The sequence below is a fragment of the Streptomyces sp. NPDC029296 genome, from assembly GCF_055569255.1.
The window spans coordinates 36,366-55,611 of record NZ_JBVHXT010000023.1 but is presented as its reverse complement, the minus strand read 5'-3'; the positions used below and the strand labels follow the sequence as shown (position 1 = coordinate 55,611).

The following is a 19,246-nucleotide window of genomic DNA, read 5'->3' as shown; positions in this document are numbered from 1 at the left end:
ATGGCCAACACCTTCCTGTCCCCCGACACCATCGCCCGCCGGGCCCTGGCCACGCTGTACGAGACCACGCACATGGCGCAGCTCGTGCACCGTGACTACGAAGCCGACTTCGCCGGCCGCGTCGGTGACACCATCACCGTGCGCAAGCCGGCCGTCTTCGTCGCGAACGAGTTCAACCGCAGCACGGGCATCGTCCCGCAGAACGCTGTTGAGTCCGGCTTCCCGATCGTCCTCAACCACATGCCGGACGTGTCCTTCACGGTCACCACCGAGCAGCTCAACCTGGAGATCAACAGCTTCGGTGAGCAGCTCCTCGACCCGGCGATGGAGGCGATGGCGCAGAAGATCGACCGCGACATCCTCGCGTTGCGCGACGACATCACCCAGGAGGTCGGCGCCGTCACGGAGAACACCGACGGCGAGCAGCACAACTACCCGGACGGCCACTACCCGTGGTCCGACTCCCGCGTCCTCATCGAGGCCGGCGCGCTCCTGGACACGCGGAACGTGCCACCGGCGGACCGCCGCGTCGTGGTCGGGCCGCGCACGAAGGCCCGCTGGATGGCGGAGAAGACGTGGCGGCAGGCCGACCACCGCGGCGACACCGAGGGCCTGCGGGAGGCCGCGTTCGGCCCGCGCGTGTCCGGCTTCGACCCGTACATGACGCAGAACATCGCCGGGCCCGCAGCGAACCCGGCGGCCGGCCAGCCGACCACCGAGGTCGACGTCGCCTTCCACCGCACCGCTTTCGCGCTGGTCACCCGCACGCTGGAGGTCCCGCCCGGCGCGCAGGACGCGACGATCATGGACTACAAGGGCTTCGCCCTGCGCGTCGTCTACGACTACGACATCAAGTACAAGCAGACCGTCGTCAGCATCGACTGCCTGTACGGCACCAAGACCCTCGACGCCACCCGCGCCGTCCTGATCAAGGGAGCTGACGCCGCATGATCCGCTACCGCAACGAGAACACCGGCGACGTGGTCGAGCGCCCCGCCGAGGATGCCCGGCTGGAAGGGCTGCCGAACTGGGAACGGCTCCGCGACGACGAGACGCCCGGCCCGGTCCGCCCCGACGGCGTCCTGTCCCGGCCGCAGGCCTCGCCCGGCAGCGCCCCGACCGCCCCGGACAGCCCCCGCGTGCGCGAGCAGGCGGAGGCCGAGGAGCAGCAGGAGGACGCCGGGGACCCGCCCGCCAAGAACGCGAACAAGGACGTGTGGATCGACTACGCGCTGAAGCGGGCCGTGTCCGACGAGGAGCGGGAGGAGATCCCGCAGCTGACGAAGGAGCTGCTCATCGCCAAGTACGCCCTCGAGGAGGCGTAGCGCATGGGACTCACCAGCACCCTCGCCGTCAGCGCGTTCACCGAGCTGACGGCCGACTCCGGACTGGGGACCGCACGGGTGCCGGCCGGGCTGTCCCGGGCGGTGACACTCGCCTCCGGGACCGGCGCCGGCAAGGCGGACCGGGCATACACCGCACGCCGGACGATCGCCGCGAACGGATCGGAGGACCTCGACCTCGCGGGCGCACTCCTCGACGCCCTCGGCGGCACGATCACCTTCGCCAAGATCAAGGGCCTGGTCATCGCGACAGCGGCCGGGAACACGAACAGCGTCATCATCGGCGCGGCAGCCTCCAACGCCTGGTCGTCGCTGCTGAACGCAACCGGCACCATCACGCTGCGCCCAGGCGCGGTCCTCGCCGCGGTAGCTGGCGGGGCCGACGCGGCGTACACGGTGACCGGCTCGACCGGCGACATCCTCAAGGTCGCCAACAGCGGTGGCGGCAGCACCGTGACGTACGACATCTGCATCGTCGGCACGTCCGCCTGACCGGCCCGGCACCCCCGAGAGGAGGCCGTATGGCGCGCGTGTACGCGACGGTAGAGGAGTACGAGTCGTTCACCGGGCAGCCAGCCCCGGCGAACGCGGCCCGGCTGCTGGCCCGGGCGTCTCGGCTGGTGTCCCGGGACACGAAGGCCGCGATCTACGACACCGACTCGGCGGGCTACCCCACGGACCCGGATATCCGCGAGGGCTTCCGGGACGCGACGTGCGCGCAGGTCGCGGAGTGGGCCCGTCGAGAGGCGGCGGCCGCGGACGGCGGGGACGTGACGGCGAGCCCGTGGACGTCTGTGTCTGCGGGCGCCCTGAGCTTCTCCCGGCAGTCGGCGCCGACCGCCGTCTCCGAGGACTCAAGCCTGTGCGCGGAGGCCGCCGAGATCCTCACCGACCTGGACCTGTGCCAGGTGGTGTGGCAGACGTGATCGTGCCGGGCTTCCTCCTCCAGCACACGGTGACCGTCGAGGAGTACCTCGGGTCGGGCAGCAAGGGCGACGTGTACGGTCCCCCAGCTCCAGTGCGGTGCCTGCTGGAGGACCGCATCCAGATGGTCGTCTCACCGGGTGGCGAGACGGTGACCTCGTCGTCGTCGTACATCGCCCGCTTCGACCACAGGCCCCCGCCGAAGTCGCGGGTGACGCTGCCGGACGGCCGACTCACCACGGTCATCACCGTCGCCCGGCCCGACGGCGGGGCCCTGCCAGTGCCCTCGAACACGCAGGTGTGGCTTAAGTAGTAGGAGGTCACAGTGCCGCAGAGCTTCCGACTTCGTTTCGACGCCGGGCCCGCGGCACGAGCGCTCCGTGAGGGCGCCGCCCAGGGCCTCTACCTCGCGGCCGAGCACGTCCTCGGCGAGGCGGACCAGGTCGTGCCGCTGGACGAGGCAGCACTCCAGCGGTCGGGGGCGGCGAGCGTGGATCCGCCGTCGTTGACCGCGATGGTCTCCTACGACACCCCCTACGCGGTTGTCCAGCACGAGCGGCTCGACCTGCGGCACGCGCCTGGCCGGACCGCGAAGTACCTGGAGACGCCCCTCAACGCCGCCCGCCAGGAGGTGGCCGCGCTCCTCGCCGCCGAGATCCGGCGGGCCCTGCGGTGAGCAGCACCCACGACGTCGACCTCCTGACCGGTATCGCGGTCCTCCTGGCCGCCGAGGGGGTCGGCGTCTACTCGCCCGACGATGTCCTGCCTGCCGACGGCACAGGCATCGTCCTCGGCCGTGTCCCGGACGGGCCGGACCGGGCGATCGGCCTGACGCCCTACCCGGTCGCCGATGACGACACCACCGATGCGATCACCGGCATCCAGGCCCGCATTCGCGCGGGCACGGACCCGGCCGACGTGATCCAGCTGGCCGCCGACCTCTTCTCCGTGCTTCACAACCGCCGGTACTACACGGCCGGCGGCGTCCATGTCGCGCTGTCGTGGCGGCAGTCGCAGGCATGGATTGGCCAGGACGAGCGGGGCCGCCTGGAGCTGACCGCGAACTACTACTTCCGGACGAGCAGGTCCGGGCCCTACCTGATCGACTAGGAGGACGCCCAGTGTCCACACCCACACCCACCACGGCCCTGGCCCGCCGCTGGCGGCTGGAGATCGACATGTCCGACACCAAGGACGGCAGCGACTGGCAGCTCGTACCGGGCGTTACCGCCTTCACCCCGGCAGCCGAGCCCAACCTCGAAGAGCAGGGGGAGTACGAAGGCGAGGGATGGGCCAGCAACACCAAGACCGGCCAGTCCTGGGAGTTGGGCGTCACGATCAACCGCAAGATCAACGACCAGGCGAAGACGTACCACCCCACCCACGAGGCCCTGAGGCGGGCAGCGTTCGGCTGGGGATCAGCCTCCGAGGTCCACTTGCGGTACATGGACCGCAACGGCCTGCCCGAGGCGTACGAGGGCACCGCGCTGGTCACCTGGGCGCCGTCCGGCGGCGAGTACACCGCCCTGGACCAGGTGGAGCTGACGCTGACCGGCACCGGCCCGCTCCAGCTCATCGACAACCCGCTGGCCGCCTGATGGCGCGCGACGACTTCGAGGCTCTCGACGGCTTCCTGGAGGAGGTCCTCGTCCTCCCGATCCGAGGGCGGGACGGCCAGGTGCGTACGTACCGGATCGAAGAGCCCTCAGCAGAGGACGGCCTGCGGATCGAGCGGATCACGACACTGGCGGCCCGGCTCGCCGCTGGCGGCCGGGCACCGGACGCGCCGGTCCTCGGCGACAAGGAAGAGCTGGACCTGTACCGCATGTGCCTGGGCACCGCTTACGAGCAGATGAAGGCCGAGCTGGGCTGGAGCGCCTTCAAGCACGCCTCGCTGACGACCATGTGGTGGATCACCACCGACCGCGAGACGGCCCAGCAGTTCTGGAAGACGGGCCAGATGGGAAAAGCACCGAACAGGGAGACGCGTCGGCAGGCGTCGCGCGGCTCCTCGGCGTCGGGTGCGGCGAGTACGACCCCGTCACCGGCCTCTACGAGTGGTACGAGGGCGGCATCCCGGCGCCGAAGCAGGGGGCGGGGTCGGCCGCAGAGCTGACCTGGGAGCAGATCCTCGCCCAGTGGGCCCTGATCGAGGCCGACCTCCACAGCGAGTACGGCATCGACGTAGGCTCCGGGATCCTCCGCGAGCGCACTTACCGCTGGTTCCGGGTCCGGGTCTTCGGGCTGTTCTCCTCTGACTCCCGACTGCGCCGGCACTTCGCGCCACCCCCTGACGACCCGCACTCCGCCAGGAGGTGAGCATGGCGCTGACCGTAGGCGAGCTGAACGCCGTCCTCTCGGTGGACGACCGCACCGTGACCCCGGTGCTGCGCCGCGCCGAGCAGGCGCTGCGGCAGACCGGCCAGCAGATGGCCAGCGATGCCGACCGTGCCGGCCAGCAGATCGGCCAGGGCCTGGTCCGGGGCGCGGACGGCCAGTGGCGGACCATGCGCGGCGAGCTGGTCGACGCCGTCACCGCCGCGGCGGCGGAGGCCGAGGCGGAGGCCCGCCGCGGCGGCCGTGCAGTGGGCGTGCGGTTCGAGGACGGCGTGCAGCCGGGCGCCCGGCGAGCGGGTAACGACCTCGCCGACGGCGTACGGCGCGGCGCCGACGACGCGGCCGACGCCGCAGCCGCCGCCGGGGACCGGGCGGGCGAGGGCTTCCTCTCCGGCCTGGACGGCCAGGCGGCCGGGGGTATCGGTGACATCGCCGTCAACTTGCGGGAGGGCTTCGCCGCGAAGTTGGGCTTCGCCGCGCTCGGAGCCACCGCAGGGACCGCGCTTCTGGCCGGCATCTCCAGCGCCATGGACGAGGAGCGCATCACCGGCCGTCTCGCCGCACAGCTCGGCAAGACCCCAGCCGAGGCCCGCCGGTACGGGCACATCGCCGGCCAGCTGTGGGCGGATGCAGTCACCGAGGACTTCCAGGGCGCGGCCGACGTCATCAGCGCGGTCATGCGGGCCGGGATCATGCCCACCGGTGCGACGGACGCCCAGATCAAGCGGGTCGCGACCAACGTCTCCGACCTGGCGGACACCTTCGAGCTGGACTTGGGGCAGACCGCGAACGCGGTGGGCCAAATGTTGAAGACCGGCCTGGCGAAGAACGGCACCGAAGCAGTCGACGCGATCGCCGCAGCGATGCCGAAGCTGGGCCAACGGGCCGACGACGTCGCGGATACGTTCAACGAGTACAGCGTGATCTTTCAGCGCTTGGGCCTGGACGCGAAGTTGGCCATGGGCCTGATGTCGCAGGGCCTCCAAGCAGGCGCCCGCGACACTGACGTTGTCGCCGACGCTTTGAAGGAATTCACGATCGAGGGCGTCCAGGGCTCCCAGAAGATCGTCCAGGGCTTCAAGGACATCGGTCTCAACTCGGACCAGATGGTCAAGATGATCGCCAAGGGTGGCCCGGACGCCACGAAGGCGCTCCAGATGACCCTCGACAAGCTGCGCGAGATGGAGGACCCGGTCAAGCGGGACGCCGCAGCCACCGAGCTGTTCGGCACGAAGTCCGAGGACATGCAGAAGGCCCTCTTGAGTCTCGACCCGTCGAAGGCGGTCGATGCGCTTGGGCAGGTCGCCGGGGCGTCGGACCGACTCGGCGACTCGCTGCGCGACAACGCCAGCACGCGCGTCGAGCAGTTCAAGCGCGGCCTTCAGCAGGGCTTCATCGAGGTTCTCGGCGGCGCCCTCGTCAAGGCCGCCGAGTTCAAGACGGCCCTCGGCCACATGTGGGATGAGGCCGGCGAACCCAACGCCGAGACGGCAGACAGGATCGTTGCGTTCCTCGGGATCCTGGGTCAGCGCGCGGCGGCGAAGGTGCGGGAGATGGGTCCGCTGCTGGTCACCACCATGATCGGTGTCGGCCAGGACATCGCCGCGTACATCGCCGCGAACCCCGAGACGATCCTCCAGGTCGCTGCCATCGCCGGGGCCATCGCCCTGGCGGTCGCGCAGCTGCCGCCGATGGTGCTCGGCGCGTTGTTCGCCGCCGGCAACTCGATGATCGTCGGATTCGTGTCCGGGCTGATCACCGCGGCGTCGGAGCGGCTGCCCGAGTGGTGGGCCTCGATGCAGGCCTGGTTCGGGGAGAAGGCGGCGCAGGTCGGCACCGATCTCAGCGTGATCGGCACCGCGATCAGCGCGTGGTTCGGCGGGCTGTGGTCCCGGTATATCGCGGGCCCGGTGGAGCGGCAGTGGCAGGCCTTCGTGGGGTCGGTCGCGGCCCTTCCCGGGCGTGCGACGGCCGCGCTGGGGCGGCTCGGCGCAGTCCTCGCGGCGGTCTCCTCCTCCGCTTGGCAGCGCTTCCGCGATGCCGCAGCGGCCAAGGGGCAGCAGTTCATGTCCTGGGTGGCCGCTCTCCCTGGCCGGATTTCCGGGATGCTCCACCTGGACGGCCTACTCACAGGGCACGGCCGGGCCCTGGTACAGGGCCTGTGGGCGGGTGTCTCCTCCATGACCGGCTGGATCAAGGACAAATTGGCTGGCTGGGCCAAGGCCGCGATCCCCGGCCCGATCGCGTCCGCCCTGGGCATCCACAGCCCGAGCCGTGTCACCAAGGCCCAGGGCGTGTGGATCGCCAAAGGCTTGATCGAGGGCCTGACCGGCTCGCAGGCGCAGATCAAGGCGGCGGCGGGCAAGTTGGCGGACATCATCGCTGACGGGCTGAAGCCGGGCCGGGCCCGGACGAAGGCGCTCGGCACCGTGTCGGCCGGCACGAAGCAGCTGCTGAAGCTGGCCTCGCAGGAGGAGAAGGTCGCCGCGCGGCTGAAGGACGCGCAGAAGAAGCTGTCCGACCAGCTGGCGGCCCGGGACAAGCTGGCGTCGGATGTCCGGAACGGCATCCTCAACTCGGGCGCGATCACCGGGCAGAGCGGCAGCCAGAGCCCGGACGCCATCCTCGCCCGCCTCCAGCGGGACCGGAAGGCCGCCGAACGTTTCGCGACCAGCATCGCAGCGTTGAAGAAGAAGGGCATCAGGTCGGACCTGCTGTCCCAGATCGCGCAGGCTGGCGTGGACCAGGGCGGCGCCGTGGCAGCGTCGCTCGCCTCGGCCACCCCGGCGCAGATCAAGGCGATCAACGACGAGCAGGCCCGGTTGGCGAAGGCGGCCGGGACAGCGGGGAACACGGCGGCAGACGCCATGTACGGGGCGGGCATCCGCGCCGCGCAGGGCCTCGTGAAGGGCCTGAAGGACGAGCAGGCGGCGATCGAGCGGCAGATGCTGGCGATCGCCAAGGCGATGTCGAAGTCGATCCGGAAGGCGCTCGGGATCAAGAGTCCCAGCAGGGTGATGGCCCGGGTCGGTGCCTTCACGGCGGAGGGCCTGCGCCGGGGCATCGAGTCCGGCCGGAAGGCCGTCAACCGGTCGATGGCCAGCCTCGTGGACACGCCGACGCCGACCCAGGTGGCCGTCTCCTCGGCCGCCGCGGGTGCTGGGCGCCGGGTGGTGAACAACACCACCCAGAACACCTACAACCTGACGCACAGGGAGATGACGATCCGCGACCTGGAGACGCTCCAGCGCCGCCAGGACGCGCTCGCGCGAGTGGGGAGGCCCCGGTAGATGCCGCTCATCACAGCGCCGGTCGTCACCCCGCCGGACACCGGACCGCCCCCGGCCGGCGGCGGGGGCGGCATCGTCCTGCCGGACCTCGGGCGGGCCGTGGTCACCTACTACGACCCGGCCGGCGGGGTGTGGCCGCTGACCACGCGCTCCCTCGGATGGACGACCCTGGCCGAGGGCGTCTCGGGGCTCGGCGCGGTGCCGTACGAGCTGACGACCGACGCGCGGGCGCGCGGCGGCGCCACCCTGCGGCACGTCCAGGCGCAGCCCCGGCAGATCGTCTGGCCGCTCCAGGTGCGCGGTGACACGCACATGGAGTTCATCACCCGCTGGCGGCAGCTGGCGACCGCGTTCACCCGCACCCTGCGGGACGGGCCGGGCGTGCTGGAGATCGCCCGGCCGGACGGCTCCCGCCGGCAGATCAGCGTTCACTACCAGGAGGGCTGGGAGGGCCGGGGGGCGTACGGATCCGGCTGGATCGTGGACACCGCGGTGATGACCCTGTGGTGCGAGGACCCGTACTGGATCGACCCGGTGCCGGTGGTGGTGCACCGCGAACAGGCCGCGTCGAGCAGCTACTTCAGCCCCTATCCGACCGTTTCGTCCTCCCAGGTGTTGGGCTCGACCACAGTCACGGTCCCGGGTGACGTGGCCGTGTGGCCGACCTGGACGATCACCGGCCCCGCGTCGCTGGTGATCTTCTCCGTGACCCGGCCGACCCGCTCGGGCCCGGTCACCGAGTCATTCACCCTCAACCCGTCGGCCGTCGGGCACGGCGCCCTCCTCCCCGGCGAGCAGGTCACCGTCCGCACGGACCCGCCGCAGGTGCGCTACCTAGATGGCTCTCCGGACGGCGTGAACTGGGTTGGCGCGCTGAACTGGCCGGCCGCCACGCTGTGGAGCTTGCAGCCCGGCGACAACGCTGTGGCCTTCACCCTCGCAGGCAGCGGCCCCGGGTCGGCCGTCGACCTCTCCTTCTACCCGCGGTACGAGACCGCATAGGAGGTGAGGCCGGTGTCCATCCAGCTCCTCATCACCAATCGGGACCTGGTCGTGCAGGGTGACCCGCTCACCGACTGGTCCAACCTGGACGTCACCCTCTCCTTCAACGAGCCGAGCAGCGGCAGCGTGGACCTGGTCGCGCACGCCGAGGTGATGGCCCAGCTCCAGCCCGGCAACCGGCTCATGGTGATCCGGGACGGTCAGGTCTGGATGGCCGGGCCGATGGAGGTCCCGCAGGAATACTCATGGGGGATCGCCGGGGACGGCGAGCCGCCGCCCGGCAAGGTCACGGTGAACTTCGCCGACGACCTCGCGGTGGTGGCTGGATACCTGACCTGGCCGGCGCCCGGCTCGGCGTGGTCGGCACAGCCGGACACGTCCCGGCAGGTCACCAGCACGAACGCCGAGCAGGTCATCCGCACGCTGGTGAACGAGAACTGTGGGCCCGGCGCGCTCGCGGCCCGCCGCATCCCGCACTTCGTCCTCGGCGCCGTCGCCGGGGTGGGCAGCACCGTGTCCGTCGACACCCGCCTGGAGCGGCTCCTCGACGTCTGCCGAAGGGTGGCCACCGACGGCGGCGGGCTCGGCATCCGCACCCGCCAGTCCGGCAGCCAGATCCTCTTCGAGGTGTACGCGCCCACGGACCGCACCGCGACAGCCCGCTTCTCGGCCGGCCTGGGCAACCTCAGAAGCTTCACCTTCAAACGGTCAGCGCCGACGGTCACCCATGCGCTGGTCACCGGCTCCGAGCAGGCTTTCCCACGCCCGTACGTCGAGGTCTCCGACTCGGCGGCCGCGGGCGCCTGGTGGCGGGTGGAGCAGCTGGTCGACTCCAGCGCCGCGAGCAACGACAACGGCGAGCTGACGCAGGAGGGCCGCCAGGCGCTCGCCGAGGGTGCGGCCCCGGTGGAGCTGTCCACGGTCACCGTCGACACCGACGACCTGCGAGCAGGCAGGGACTTCGGGCTCGGTGACCGGGTCACCGTGGCGTTGCCGACCGGCCTGGAGGTGCGCGACCTGGTGCGGTCCATCCGTCTCCAAGCATCCCCGGCGGACGGCGAGCAGGTCACATCGCTGATCGGCTCGCCGGACGCAACCACAGACCCCCGCATGGTGCGGCTAGTACGCGAGCTGAGTCGTCGACTCGGCCGACTGGAAGCGAGGTAAGCGTGGCCGACGATTCATGGCCGTCCCCGGCGCACAACGCCCGGTTCGTCACGGACGTCGAGTACGAGAAGTTGGCGGCTCGCTTCTCCGACGACGGGGTGTACGGCTCACCGCTGGACGCACCGGTGGTGTCCGCCGGGACGGGCCTGTCGGTGACGATCCGACCCGACGTCTACGCGAGCGTGCGCGGGCAGGCCTGGTACTCCGGGACGTCGACCGTGACCCTCCCGATCGCCGCGAACTCCTCCGGGGACACCCGCAGGGACCGGATCGTGCTCCGCCTGGACCGCGCCACGTGGACGGTCCGGGCGGCCGTCCGGCAGGGCGCCAGCAGCATGACCCCGGACATCGTCCAGCAGACCGGGGACACCGGGATCTACGAGATCCCGCTCGCCACCGTGGCGGTGGCGGCCGGGGCCGGCACGGTCACGGTGACCCGGGCCGAGCTGTACGCGGGCGCCCGCTGCCGCCCGGCGACGTCGAAGTCGCTCAACCCGCGCCCGGTCGCGGGCGAGCTGGCGGTGGAGACCGATACCGGCCGGGTCCGCGTCTGGAACGGCGTCTCCTGGGTGCTGATCTACGAGGCCAGCGGCGTGATTTCGGTGGACAAGGCCGCCCCCAACTGGGAGATCATCACCAGCTCCGTGCTTGAGACCAGGTCCGGGACCACGCACCTGAGACTCGGGACCTTCCGGCGTACGGCCGCGACCCTGGCGGCGGCCACCCCCAGCCGCCTGCCGCTCTTCGTCCCGCTCGACTACGCGCACCCCTCGCGGGACCAGTACGGCGTGGCCTACGTCACGGGCGTGCAGATCGCCCGGGTCACGGTCTGCGCCGCGTCCTCCGACACCCCCGGGCAGGTGCTGCTGACGCAGCACCCGGCCATCGACACCGGAGACGTCGTGTACCCCGAGAGCATGAGCTGGGCGGTGAGCACCTGATGGCCCGCTACGAGTACGGGCGCGGGATCGCCGACTACGTGGTCCGTCCGTCCGATGGCCTGTGGGGTGTGGCGGCCGGCCAGGTGATCACGCTGTGGTCCGCGGCCGACGGCGGCACCCAGTACACCGACCTCCAGGACGCGAGCGGCGCCGCCGTGACGGAGATCCGCGCAGACGAGTACGGCGCACTGCCACGCTGGCTCGGCCCGGACGGCGTGACCGGGATGTGGGCGGACGTCGGCGGGCCCGCCCGCGTGTGGGTGGAGGCGCACGTCGTCACCGCTGGCACCCCGAGCCAGATGACTCTCGACTGGCTGAACGTCATCCGGGACTTCGGCGCGAAGGGCGACGGGGTCACAGACGACACCGCGGCGATCCAGGCCGCGGTGAACGCCGCTGGCACGGCCGGGGGCGGGACGCTCTACTTCCCGGCGGGCCGGTACATCCTGACCACCGCGCTTACCTGGGCCAGCGGCGTCAACGCGATCGGCGCGGGCCCCCGCGTGTCCATCCTCCAGTCCACCGACCAGAACAAGGACTGCATCGTCGGGACCGACGTCGGCAGCGTGACTCTTGAGCGGCTGCAACTGTCCGGGCCCGGCCGCGGGTTCGGGAGCGCCGTCCGGTTCACGAGGTTCAGCGCGCCGTCCACCCCGAGCGTCACCCTGCGGGACGTGCTCATCCAGTCGTGGGGCGGGGACGGCATCTTCTGCCACCAGCTCGCCAACACGGTCTTGAACAGGGTCCGGGTGCGGACCTGCGGTGGTGTCGGCGTCCACGCCCAGGCGCCGCAGGACACCGTCCTCGGTGGCGCCTCGGTCTCCATGACGGCTGTGTCCGTGGAGGGCTGCGTCACCGGCGGGATCTGGCTGGAGGGCATGGCGTACAGCAGCCTGGCCGCGTGCGCCGTGCAGGGCTCGCCGGTCGGCTACCGGCTGGATTCCTGCACGGGGGTGAGTCTGACGAGCTGCGGCGCCGAGCAGGTCACGACCGGGCTGGAGGTGTACGGGGGCAAGGGCAACACGGTCCAGGGATTCGTGACGAAGGCGAGCGACGGCACGAGCATCTGGCTGACCAACGGTGCGGCCGGCGTGGTCCTGGCCGGGGTGACCGAGGTGGCGCCCGGGTCCGGTGCGACGACGTGCCTGCGCACGGACGCGGGCACCGTGGCGACCGTGCTCGGCCTATCCAGCTCGAAGCCGAACGCGCTGTCCGGCACGGTGAACAGGCTGGACCCGGGCGACGGCTCCCTCGTCATGGCCGGTCGTACGGTCGTGCCGTCCGGCGGTGCCGCGGCCCGGATGGGGACCGCGGTCCTCGCGGCCGGCACCGTCACCGTGAACACCACGGCGGTGACCGCCACCAGCGTGATCGTGCTGACGATCCAGACACCGGGCGGCACCGTTGGCGCCCCGTACGTCAACACCCGCACGGCGGGCGCCTCGTTCGTCATCAAGTCCACCTCGGCCAGCGACACGAGCACGGTCGGCTGGCGGATCCTCGACCCGTCCTGAGGGAGGTCTCATGGTCGCCGCGATCGCCCCGCAGACGCTGATCGAGCTGGGGACGCAGGAAGCGCTCATCAAGTATCAGGAGGACCGGTCCGGTTCGACCTGGACGAACATCAACAAGTACGCGGCCGAGACGCCCGGCATGTCCCCGTACCAGGGGCTGTCCTGGTGTGTGATCGGGCTGCTCTGGCTGGCGTACCGGGCCGGGGACATCAGCATCATGCCGCAGACCCCGGACTGCGCCGAGGCCGTCAGCACGTACTCATCGTGGGGTCGTTGGAGCTGGAAGCCGGCGATCGGCGCGCAGGTGATGCTGGGCCCGGACGGCTCCCAGCACACCGGCCTGGTCTGGAAGTACGACGCCACCAAGATCTGGACGATCGAGTTCAACACGAACGTTACGGGCGCGGCGGAAGGGGACGGCGTCTACCTGCGCGAACGCAACCGGGGCGACACCGCGGTGTACGGGTACGGGTACCCGAAGTACTGCTCGCCGATGGTGACCGCGGACACCTCGTGGGTGGACGACCCGGCCCTGATCAAGACCTCGTCCGGCACCGCGCCCGCCTACGCGCCCTACCCGGGCCCGGACTTTTTCAAGATCGGCCGCACGTCTCCGCTCGTCCTCGCCGCCGCGAAGCGTCTCGTGGCCGTGGGCGCCGGCAGCTACACACCGTCCGCCGACATCGGCTCGGCCGACCTCACCGCCTGGGGCAACTGGCACGTGACGTGCGGCTCGCCGGGCGGCGCCTACACCGGCGTCCCGTCCGAGACGATCTGGCGGGCGCTCCAGATCCCCCACAGCCACTGAGCCCCAGCTCCATCGTCTGGCTCCCCCGCCCCCGTGCCCCCGGCCGGGGACTTCTCTATGCCCCTGGAGGGCCCATGCCCCAACAACAGCCGTCCGTCGGACGGATCGTCCACTACCGGCTCACAGAGCAGGACGCCACCGACATCAACCGCCGGCGTAAGGACTTCCACGAAAGCTGCGGTGCCGAAGACCGGACCGGGTTCGTCGGCCACGTTGGTAACCACGCGGCCGAGGGCGACGTGTACCCAGCGATCATCGTGCGCCTGTGGGACGAGAGCACCGTCACCTGCAACCTCCACGTTCTGCTCGACGGCAGCGACACCTACTGGGCCACCTCGCGCGCCGAGGGCACCGAGACGGGCCACTGGACCTGGCCGCCACGCCACTGACCCCTCCCTCAGCCCGCCCACGCCCCGCGCCGTCCGGCCGGGGCGTTCGCCATGTCTGGAGCCCTCATGTCCGACCCGATGACCCCAGCCCAGTGGCGTGCCGCCCTGAAGGCCGAGGGCGTCCGCTTCACCGAGTACGACGGATGGACCACCCGCGGCCGCGACGCCGCCACCGGCAAGACCTTCGGGCCCGTCCACGGCGTCCTGAACCACCACACCGCGGGCAGTGACAGCCTGCGCGCCGTGGCCGTTGGCGGAGCGCCCAGCCTGCCCGCCCCGCTCTGTCACACCTTCCTGCCCAAGTCGGGCATCGCCGTGCTGGTCTCCTGCCACCGCGCCAACCACGCCGGCCTCGCCGCCGCCAACGTCGTCGCCGCGATCACCGCGGAGAAGCCTCTGCCCAAGCAGGACAGGTCCGAGACGGTCGACGGCAACGACTGCCTGTACGGCGTCGAGACGGAAAACCGCGGGGACGGCAGGGACACCTACACCCGGGCCCAGTACGACGCGTGGGTCCGCTGGAACGCGGCGATCTGCCGCCACCACAGCTGGGGCGCCGGCTCCGTTGCCGGGCACCTGGAGACCAGCGTCGAAGGGAAGGTCGACCCCCGCGGTCCGGTGGAGGGGTACGGCGCCAGGGGCCGGTTCGACTTCAGCATGAAGCAGCTGCGCGCGGACGTCGCCGAGCGGCTGAAGCACTCCGCCAGCTGGTCGCCCTCCACGCCGCCGCCCGCCCCGAAGCCGCCGGCCCGCACCGTCGAGGACCGGCTGACCGATCTGGAGAAGCGCATCACCGCGCTGGAGAAGAAGGGCTGACCCATGGCTGCACCCGTAGAGAAGAAGGTCACCGCCGCGACCGCCGCCGCCTACGTCGGCAGCACCGGCCTGCTCGCCTCCCTGGAAGCGGTCCAGGACCACGCCGAGCTGGTGGGCTGGATGCCGCCGGCGCTGGCCCCGTTCGTCCTCGCCCTGGTCCCGGCTGCCATCACGTTCGTCTCCGGATGGGCGGCACGGCACACCCCGCGCGGCCCGGTCCCGCCGACGGGCGTCTGATGCGTGCGGCGGCCCGGCGGCTCCGCAAGAAGCTGGGCCGCCGCGGGCACGCGCTCGCACTCCTCGGCATCGGGAAGATCTGCTATGGGACGGGCTACATCCTCACTCCGCAGCCCGAGACGCGGGGGCTGGAGCTGCTCACCCACTGGGCGCCCATCGGCTGGTGGGCCCTGATCTGGGTGGTGTGTGGCCTGGTCACCGCTGGCTCCGCCTGGCTGCGTATCGGCCGGGACCGGTTCGGGTTCATCGCCGCCCTGGTCCCGCCGTTCGTCTGGGGCGCGGCGTTCCTCTGGGCGTCAGCCGCCGGTGACTTCCCGCGCGGGCTCGCCATCTTCGGCTGGTATGCCACCAGCCACGTCGGCATCATCCTGTGGGCCGCGAGCGTGCCGGAGTACGAGGTGCCCCACACCGTCCGTCGGGAGGCACCGTGAGCGGAGCGTGGGGGGTCGTCGCCGGCATCATCGGGTCGGTGCTCGGCGCCGTCGCCCTACTGGGGTCGGGTCTGTTCGCGGCCCGGGCGACCCGGGCGGCGGCCCGGACCACGGCTGAGGCGCAGCGGACGGCGGCCGAGGCCGCGGCGGAGCCGCAGCAGCGCGCGGCCGACCTCGCGGCTTTCCGGGAGATCCGCGAGACGCTCGAACGGCGGGTGGATCGGAGCGAGCGGCGCATCGAGGGGCTGACCTCGCTGGTGCGCGCGTACGCCGGGTACGTCGCGGAGTTGACCGGGTTGATGCGGCAGAGCGGTATCGAGCCGCCGGCCCCGCCGTCCCGGGTGGAGGAGTACGACCGTACGGGCGTCTGACCATGGCCCCCTCTCGCCTTTCGGGCGAGAGGGGGCCGCTTCGTCATGCCCAGGCGTTGACGGCCGCCGTACCCTGGCGACACCAGCACCGTCACCCGAGGGGGCACGCGTGGACCTGTCATCAGACCTCAGCGTCGGCGAACGGATCCGGGTACTGAGAGAGTCTCGCGGCATGTCGCGTCCCACACTTGCCCAGCTGTGCGGTCGCGGCCCGGACTGGCTGAAGAAGATCGAGACGGGCGAGCGACCGCTGCGCTCGCACACGTTGCTACTGCGTCTGGGCGCCGCTCTCCAGGTCCGGGATCTCTCCGTCATCACCGGCAGCGACACCGGCCCCACCGCGACGGTGCCAACCGGGAGACTCAATCACCCGTCGATGCCGGACATCTGGTCTGCCGTCATGCAGCGGACGCTGACGCCGCACGCCGCGGGCCCGGCGGACCCCGCAATCCTCCAGGGCCGCGTCGATCAGACATGGAACCTGTGGCACAGCTCCAAGCACAACCGCACGGAGGTCGGAGCCGTGTTGCCGGCGCTCATCCGCGACGCCGAGGCCGCTGTGCGCGCCCTCGACGGCGACGCCCGCCGGGCCGCGCTGGTCGCCCTCTCCGACGTCTACCGGCTCACCGGGCAGGCCACGGCCTACGTCGCACCTGCGGAACTGGCCTGGGTCGTCGCCGACCGCGCGCTGTCCGCCGCCCAGGACGCCGACCAGCCGGCCGCCATAGCGGCTGCCGCCTGGAACATGGGCAACATCCTCAGGGAGACGTCGTACCCAGAGGAAGCGCTGCGCGTCGTCACCGAGGCGGCCGACCTGCTTCGCCCGCACCTGGACACAGCTCCGGACGACTGGCGAGGCGTGTACGGCGCGCTCCAGCTGCACGCCGCGGTCACAGCGGCACGCGAGGCCCGTGAGGGCGATGCCTGGCGGTACTGGAAGAAGGGTGACCAGATCGCCAAATCGCTGCCAGCCAACTACGTGCACCCATCGACCGTCTTCGGGCGCGCGAACGTCGACTTCCACGAGATTTCTGTGGCGACCGACCTCCAGCAAGCCCGGAAGGCGATCGGGCTGGCCGACGACGTGGACCCCACCGTCATGCCCTCGGTGGAGCGGCAGGCCCGTCTGTGGGTGGAGGTTGCTCGCGGCCATCTTCAGCGTGGCGAGCGCACGGCTGCCCTCAAGGTGATGCAGATGGCCCAGGAGATCGGATCCGAGACCGTCTCGTACACGCCGTCAGCGAGGACTGTGGCAGCCGAACTGTGGCGCACCGCCCCTCGCGCGATGCGGGGAGAGGCCAGCACGTTGGCTGCCGCGGTGGGCATCACGACCGGCTGAGCCAGGGACACTCTGGGACAGGGGGACACTTTGTCCCCCTTCCCTCTCGTCAACCCCTCTACGGTGACGCACCGCGTTCAATCACCTACGGAGGGGTCGATGCTTCCTACCCGACTGCATACGTCCGTGCGCCGTGATGAGCCGCTGAAGATCCAGCGGGACACCGGCGAGGTGCGCGTCCCGATCACGCTCTACGACTTGGACGAGGCCCGCGGCGACATCGACCTGGTCCTATCCCGCGCTGAGGCGCAGCGCCTGTTCACCGGGCTCGCCGATGCGCTCGGCCTGGCGCCCCAGGAGGTGCCCGGCCAGCGCGGGCTGGAGGCCGTCCGGTGAACCGTCAGCTGCCGCAGGTCCGCGTACTGCCCCGGCAGACGTCTGCCCCACCGGACGCCCGGCACTTCGTTGTCGACGTCCTCAAGGACTGGGGCATGCTCGGCGTACTGGACGATGCCGCGACCGTCGTGACCGAGCTGGTGACCAACGCGGTCCAGCACACCGAGACGCCGACCATCCGCGTCATCGTGCGCCGGCTGCCGTCGGGCGTGGTCCGGGTCATCGTCATCGACAAGCGCCCTGACGTCTGGCCCGCCCTCCTGATCGCAGGCCCTCACGACACCTCCGGGCGCGGCCTGGCTGTGGTGGACGCCGTCACGAAGGGCTGGGGCTGCACCCGCTGGCCCTGGGAGAAGCACGTGTGGGCCGACCTGGAGATTGATGCTGGGAGCCCGGCATGACGACTTCGCCAGCCAGGACCCTGTCCCGCATCCCCGCCGACCTCCGCCCGCTGCTGCCCCTGCCGCCTCTGGACGACCTCTCCGCCGCCAAGGCGCGCGGAGCCGAGTGCACCTGGTGCGACGAGCAGCTGTCCATCGCCACCGCCGTGGACCTCGGCGAGCGCCCGGCCCAGGGCGGCATCACGCTGTTCCCACGCGGCTGCCGCCGCTGCACCCTGCGGGCCGCGGCCCAGGCGTACATCGCCCACCCCGGCCCCTGCCGGCAGTGCGTCTACGACCTGAAGCCCTGCCCGGTCATGGAGGCTCTGCGGACTCTGCTCCTGGAGCTGCCCCGATGACCGTACAAGTCCCCGCAGAGCTGGCCCGTCTGCACCGGCTCGTCTCCTGGTACGAGCTGCCCCGGTGGCTGCCCGAGGCGGCCCGGGCGGGCGAGGCGTGCGTCTGGTGCGCCAGCCCGGCAGATGCCGCCGCCGTGGAGCTAGACCCGTCGGCCGGGCTCCCGCGCCGGGCGTGCATGCGCTGCTACTCGGCCCGGCTCACCTGGTACATCACCTGGTACGACTGGCACCGGCACTACTCCGCCTGCACGCCCTGCCGGCAGCAGCAGACCTGCCTCGTCGGACACGGACGCCGCCTCCTGCACGAGCAGACCATGCTGCCGATCGAGAAGAAGGCCGTGTGCTTGTCCTGTCCCACCCCGCTGCTGCCGACGGAACTGGTCGCCCCCGTGCGCTGGGAGGGGACCGACGGCTTCAACCTCGGGTACGCCCACCTGCGGTGCCTGACCAGAAGGGCGAGCACCCGATGACCACCGCCGCCAGCCCTATCCGCCCCGTCCGCTACTGGAACGGCACCCCCGTCCCGTTCATCACCTCCTGGACCAAGGAGGCCGCCCCGCCCCAGCCGGTCACCGTCATCGAGGGCCGCGGCGGACGGGGCCTCGGCTTCCGGGACGAGGTCAACATCGACCGGCACTACGGCGTCCCCTGGCTGCGCATGCCAGCCGTGCGGGGCGGCCGGCCCGACTTCGTGATCGTCCACGCCCTGCGGCAGAGGATGGCGATGAGTCGCCTGCTCTGCCAGGTTTGCGGCGGGCCCACGATCGGGACCCGGACGGACGAGCGCACTCTGTTCTTGACCGGCTCGGCCGGCGGCCGGCCCATCGCGGAGGGGGAGGAGACGATGTCGCCGCCCGTGCACGCGATCTGCGCCCGCCTCGCCGTCCAGGAGTGCCCGCCGCTGCGTGACCGCGGCTGGGCGGCGGCGCTCGTCGGGTACACGCCGGTCTGGGGCGTGGCCGGCCCGATCTTCCACCCGCACACCCTGGAGGCGCTGGCCGCCAAGAAGCTGCACCGGGTCCCGTTCAGCGACACCAGGCGTATCCGCTGGGTCCTCGCCACCCGCCTCATCGTCACCCTGGAGCAGGTGACCCCCGTCACCGACCTCGACGCCCTGGCCGACGAGGAGACCGAGGTTATCCGAGCCTCCCAACAGACTCCGTGCCCGGCAGCGCCGGGCACGGGCCAGGCTCCAGCGCAGTTCCTCGAGCGGGGGACGTGAGCGCTGGAGCCGTGCGGCCGCCCTCGCCCCCGTCGGGGGC

General features: G+C 71.4%; 26 protein-coding genes. All 26 read left to right on the top strand.

Features of this window, described 5'->3' with window-relative positions:
- The 26 genes from ACZ4W9_RS20965 (at position 1) to ACZ4W9_RS20840 (ending at position 19,206) form a co-directional block, all read left to right on the top strand.
- A complete protein-coding gene (locus tag ACZ4W9_RS20965; RefSeq protein ID WP_467937878.1) occupies positions 1–951 on the top strand; it encodes a major capsid protein in 951 nt (316 codons plus the stop codon).
- Positions 948–1,325 carry a hypothetical protein gene (locus ACZ4W9_RS20960; RefSeq protein WP_467937876.1) on the top strand — a complete coding sequence of 126 codons (378 nt, stop codon included), beginning with the start codon at positions 948–950 and terminating at the stop codon, positions 1,323–1,325. The genes ACZ4W9_RS20965 and ACZ4W9_RS20960 overlap by 4 nt, the downstream gene beginning before the upstream one ends.
- A 3-nt stretch (positions 1,326–1,328) precedes the next feature.
- Entirely contained in the window at positions 1,329–1,835 is a 507-nt protein-coding gene (locus ACZ4W9_RS20955) for a hypothetical protein (protein ID WP_467937874.1), read from the top strand.
- A gap of 29 nt (positions 1,836–1,864) precedes the next feature.
- Entirely contained in the window at positions 1,865–2,269 is a 405-nt protein-coding gene (locus tag ACZ4W9_RS20950) for a hypothetical protein (protein WP_467937872.1), read from the top strand.
- Positions 2,257–2,580: a hypothetical protein gene (locus ACZ4W9_RS20945; protein WP_467937870.1), complete on the top strand. Its 324-nt coding sequence runs from the start codon at positions 2,257–2,259 to the stop codon at positions 2,578–2,580. The genes ACZ4W9_RS20950 and ACZ4W9_RS20945 overlap by 13 nt, the downstream gene beginning before the upstream one ends.
- A gap of 12 nt (positions 2,581–2,592) precedes the next feature.
- Positions 2,593–2,943, top strand: a complete 351-nt coding sequence (locus ACZ4W9_RS20940) for a hypothetical protein (RefSeq protein ID WP_467937868.1) — start codon at positions 2,593–2,595, stop codon at positions 2,941–2,943.
- Complete coding sequence (locus ACZ4W9_RS20935) at positions 2,940–3,377, top strand: minor capsid protein (RefSeq protein ID WP_467937866.1); 438 nt, start codon at positions 2,940–2,942, stop codon at positions 3,375–3,377. The genes ACZ4W9_RS20940 and ACZ4W9_RS20935 overlap by 4 nt, the downstream gene beginning before the upstream one ends.
- An 11-nt stretch (positions 3,378–3,388) precedes the next feature.
- Positions 3,389–3,865, top strand: coding sequence for a phage tail tube protein (locus tag ACZ4W9_RS20930; RefSeq protein ID WP_467937865.1), 477 nt, complete (start codon positions 3,389–3,391; stop codon positions 3,863–3,865).
- Positions 3,865–4,383: a DUF7426 family protein gene (locus tag ACZ4W9_RS20925; protein ID WP_467937863.1), complete on the top strand. Its 519-nt coding sequence runs from the start codon at positions 3,865–3,867 to the stop codon at positions 4,381–4,383. Before ACZ4W9_RS20930 ends, ACZ4W9_RS20925 begins: the two co-directional genes overlap by 1 nt.
- A gap of 205 nt (positions 4,384–4,588) precedes the next feature.
- Positions 4,589–7,894 (top strand): phage tail tape measure protein, encoded by a 3,306-nt coding sequence (locus ACZ4W9_RS20920; protein ID WP_467937861.1) that lies wholly within the window; start codon positions 4,589–4,591, stop codon positions 7,892–7,894.
- Positions 7,895–8,896, top strand: a complete 1,002-nt coding sequence (locus tag ACZ4W9_RS20915; protein WP_467937859.1) for a phage tail family protein — start codon at positions 7,895–7,897, stop codon at positions 8,894–8,896.
- Between the two features lie 12 nt (positions 8,897–8,908).
- Positions 8,909–10,063, top strand: coding sequence for a siphovirus ReqiPepy6 Gp37-like family protein (locus ACZ4W9_RS20910; protein WP_467937857.1), 1,155 nt, complete (start codon positions 8,909–8,911; stop codon positions 10,061–10,063).
- A gap of 2 nt (positions 10,064–10,065) precedes the next feature.
- Positions 10,066–11,004 carry a hypothetical protein gene (locus tag ACZ4W9_RS20905; protein ID WP_467937855.1) on the top strand — a complete coding sequence of 313 codons (939 nt, stop codon included), beginning with the start codon at positions 10,066–10,068 and terminating at the stop codon, positions 11,002–11,004.
- Positions 11,004–12,518, top strand: a complete 1,515-nt coding sequence (locus ACZ4W9_RS20900) for a glycosyl hydrolase family 28-related protein (RefSeq protein ID WP_467937853.1) — start codon at positions 11,004–11,006, stop codon at positions 12,516–12,518. Before ACZ4W9_RS20905 ends, ACZ4W9_RS20900 begins: the two co-directional genes overlap by 1 nt.
- Positions 12,519–12,528: 10 nt before the next feature.
- Positions 12,529–13,326, top strand: a complete 798-nt coding sequence (locus ACZ4W9_RS20895) for a LysM peptidoglycan-binding domain-containing protein (protein ID WP_467937851.1) — start codon at positions 12,529–12,531, stop codon at positions 13,324–13,326.
- Between the two features lie 74 nt (positions 13,327–13,400).
- The gene (locus tag ACZ4W9_RS20890) at positions 13,401–13,715 is read left to right on the top strand and encodes a hypothetical protein (protein ID WP_467937849.1); all 315 of its coding nucleotides are present in this window, start codon (positions 13,401–13,403) and stop codon (positions 13,713–13,715) included.
- Positions 13,716–13,781: 66 nt separating this feature from the next.
- Positions 13,782–14,531: an N-acetylmuramoyl-L-alanine amidase gene (locus ACZ4W9_RS20885; protein WP_467937847.1), complete on the top strand. Its 750-nt coding sequence runs from the start codon at positions 13,782–13,784 to the stop codon at positions 14,529–14,531.
- 3 nt (positions 14,532–14,534) lie between these two features.
- Complete coding sequence (locus ACZ4W9_RS20880; protein ID WP_467937845.1) at positions 14,535–14,768, top strand: holin; 234 nt, start codon at positions 14,535–14,537, stop codon at positions 14,766–14,768.
- Complete coding sequence (locus tag ACZ4W9_RS20875) at positions 14,768–15,199, top strand: hypothetical protein (RefSeq protein WP_467937843.1); 432 nt, start codon at positions 14,768–14,770, stop codon at positions 15,197–15,199. The genes ACZ4W9_RS20880 and ACZ4W9_RS20875 overlap by 1 nt, the downstream gene beginning before the upstream one ends.
- Positions 15,196–15,570, top strand: coding sequence for a hypothetical protein (locus ACZ4W9_RS20870; RefSeq protein WP_467937841.1), 375 nt, complete (start codon positions 15,196–15,198; stop codon positions 15,568–15,570). Before ACZ4W9_RS20875 ends, ACZ4W9_RS20870 begins: the two co-directional genes overlap by 4 nt.
- A gap of 109 nt (positions 15,571–15,679) precedes the next feature.
- Positions 15,680–16,909 carry a helix-turn-helix domain-containing protein gene (locus tag ACZ4W9_RS20865; protein ID WP_467937839.1) on the top strand — a complete coding sequence of 410 codons (1,230 nt, stop codon included), beginning with the start codon at positions 15,680–15,682 and terminating at the stop codon, positions 16,907–16,909.
- Between the two features lie 99 nt (positions 16,910–17,008).
- Positions 17,009–17,245, top strand: a complete 237-nt coding sequence (locus tag ACZ4W9_RS20860; RefSeq protein ID WP_467937837.1) for a hypothetical protein — start codon at positions 17,009–17,011, stop codon at positions 17,243–17,245.
- On the top strand, positions 17,242–17,646 hold the full coding sequence (locus tag ACZ4W9_RS20855; RefSeq protein ID WP_467937835.1) for an ATP-binding protein: 405 nt from the start codon (positions 17,242–17,244) through the stop codon (positions 17,644–17,646). The genes ACZ4W9_RS20860 and ACZ4W9_RS20855 overlap by 4 nt, the downstream gene beginning before the upstream one ends.
- Positions 17,643–17,984, top strand: a complete 342-nt coding sequence (locus ACZ4W9_RS20850; protein ID WP_467937833.1) for a hypothetical protein — start codon at positions 17,643–17,645, stop codon at positions 17,982–17,984. Before ACZ4W9_RS20855 ends, ACZ4W9_RS20850 begins: the two co-directional genes overlap by 4 nt.
- Positions 17,981–18,454 (top strand): hypothetical protein, encoded by a 474-nt coding sequence (locus ACZ4W9_RS20845; protein WP_467937831.1) that lies wholly within the window; start codon positions 17,981–17,983, stop codon positions 18,452–18,454. The genes ACZ4W9_RS20850 and ACZ4W9_RS20845 overlap by 4 nt, the downstream gene beginning before the upstream one ends.
- On the top strand, positions 18,424–19,206 hold the full coding sequence (locus ACZ4W9_RS20840) for a hypothetical protein (RefSeq protein WP_467937829.1): 783 nt from the start codon (positions 18,424–18,426) through the stop codon (positions 19,204–19,206). Before ACZ4W9_RS20845 ends, ACZ4W9_RS20840 begins: the two co-directional genes overlap by 31 nt.
- Positions 19,207–19,246: the final 40 nt, after the last annotated feature.

What these genes read in the sequence shown, in the direction of transcription:
- ACZ4W9_RS20900 (WP_467937853.1), top strand. Translation starts at nt 11,004, where the DNA reads ATGGCCCGCTACGAGTACGGGCGCGGGATCGCCGACTACGTGGTCCGT.
- ACZ4W9_RS20885 (WP_467937847.1), top strand. Translation starts at nt 13,782, where the DNA reads ATGTCCGACCCGATGACCCCAGCCCAGTGGCGTGCCGCCCTGAAGGCC.
- ACZ4W9_RS20925 (WP_467937863.1), top strand. Translation starts at nt 3,865, where the DNA reads ATGGCGCGCGACGACTTCGAGGCTCTCGACGGCTTCCTGGAGGAGGTC.
- ACZ4W9_RS20960 (WP_467937876.1), top strand. Translation starts at nt 948, where the DNA reads ATGATCCGCTACCGCAACGAGAACACCGGCGACGTGGTCGAGCGCCCC.
- ACZ4W9_RS20845 (WP_467937831.1), top strand. Translation starts at nt 17,981, where the DNA reads ATGACCGTACAAGTCCCCGCAGAGCTGGCCCGTCTGCACCGGCTCGTC.
- ACZ4W9_RS20880 (WP_467937845.1), top strand. Translation starts at nt 14,535, where the DNA reads ATGGCTGCACCCGTAGAGAAGAAGGTCACCGCCGCGACCGCCGCCGCC.
- ACZ4W9_RS20915 (WP_467937859.1), top strand. Translation starts at nt 7,895, where the DNA reads ATGCCGCTCATCACAGCGCCGGTCGTCACCCCGCCGGACACCGGACCG.
- ACZ4W9_RS20860 (WP_467937837.1), top strand. Translation starts at nt 17,009, where the DNA reads ATGCTTCCTACCCGACTGCATACGTCCGTGCGCCGTGATGAGCCGCTG.
- ACZ4W9_RS20850 (WP_467937833.1), top strand. Translation starts at nt 17,643, where the DNA reads ATGACGACTTCGCCAGCCAGGACCCTGTCCCGCATCCCCGCCGACCTC.
- ACZ4W9_RS20950 (WP_467937872.1), top strand. Translation starts at nt 1,865, where the DNA reads ATGGCGCGCGTGTACGCGACGGTAGAGGAGTACGAGTCGTTCACCGGG.
- ACZ4W9_RS20890 (WP_467937849.1), top strand. Translation starts at nt 13,401, where the DNA reads ATGCCCCAACAACAGCCGTCCGTCGGACGGATCGTCCACTACCGGCTC.
- ACZ4W9_RS20965 (WP_467937878.1), top strand. Translation starts at nt 1, where the DNA reads ATGGCCAACACCTTCCTGTCCCCCGACACCATCGCCCGCCGGGCCCTG.
- ACZ4W9_RS20895 (WP_467937851.1), top strand. Translation starts at nt 12,529, where the DNA reads ATGGTCGCCGCGATCGCCCCGCAGACGCTGATCGAGCTGGGGACGCAG.
- ACZ4W9_RS20955 (WP_467937874.1), top strand. Translation starts at nt 1,329, where the DNA reads ATGGGACTCACCAGCACCCTCGCCGTCAGCGCGTTCACCGAGCTGACG.
- ACZ4W9_RS20920 (WP_467937861.1), top strand. Translation starts at nt 4,589, where the DNA reads ATGGCGCTGACCGTAGGCGAGCTGAACGCCGTCCTCTCGGTGGACGAC.
- ACZ4W9_RS20875 (WP_467937843.1), top strand. Translation starts at nt 14,768, where the DNA reads ATGCGTGCGGCGGCCCGGCGGCTCCGCAAGAAGCTGGGCCGCCGCGGG.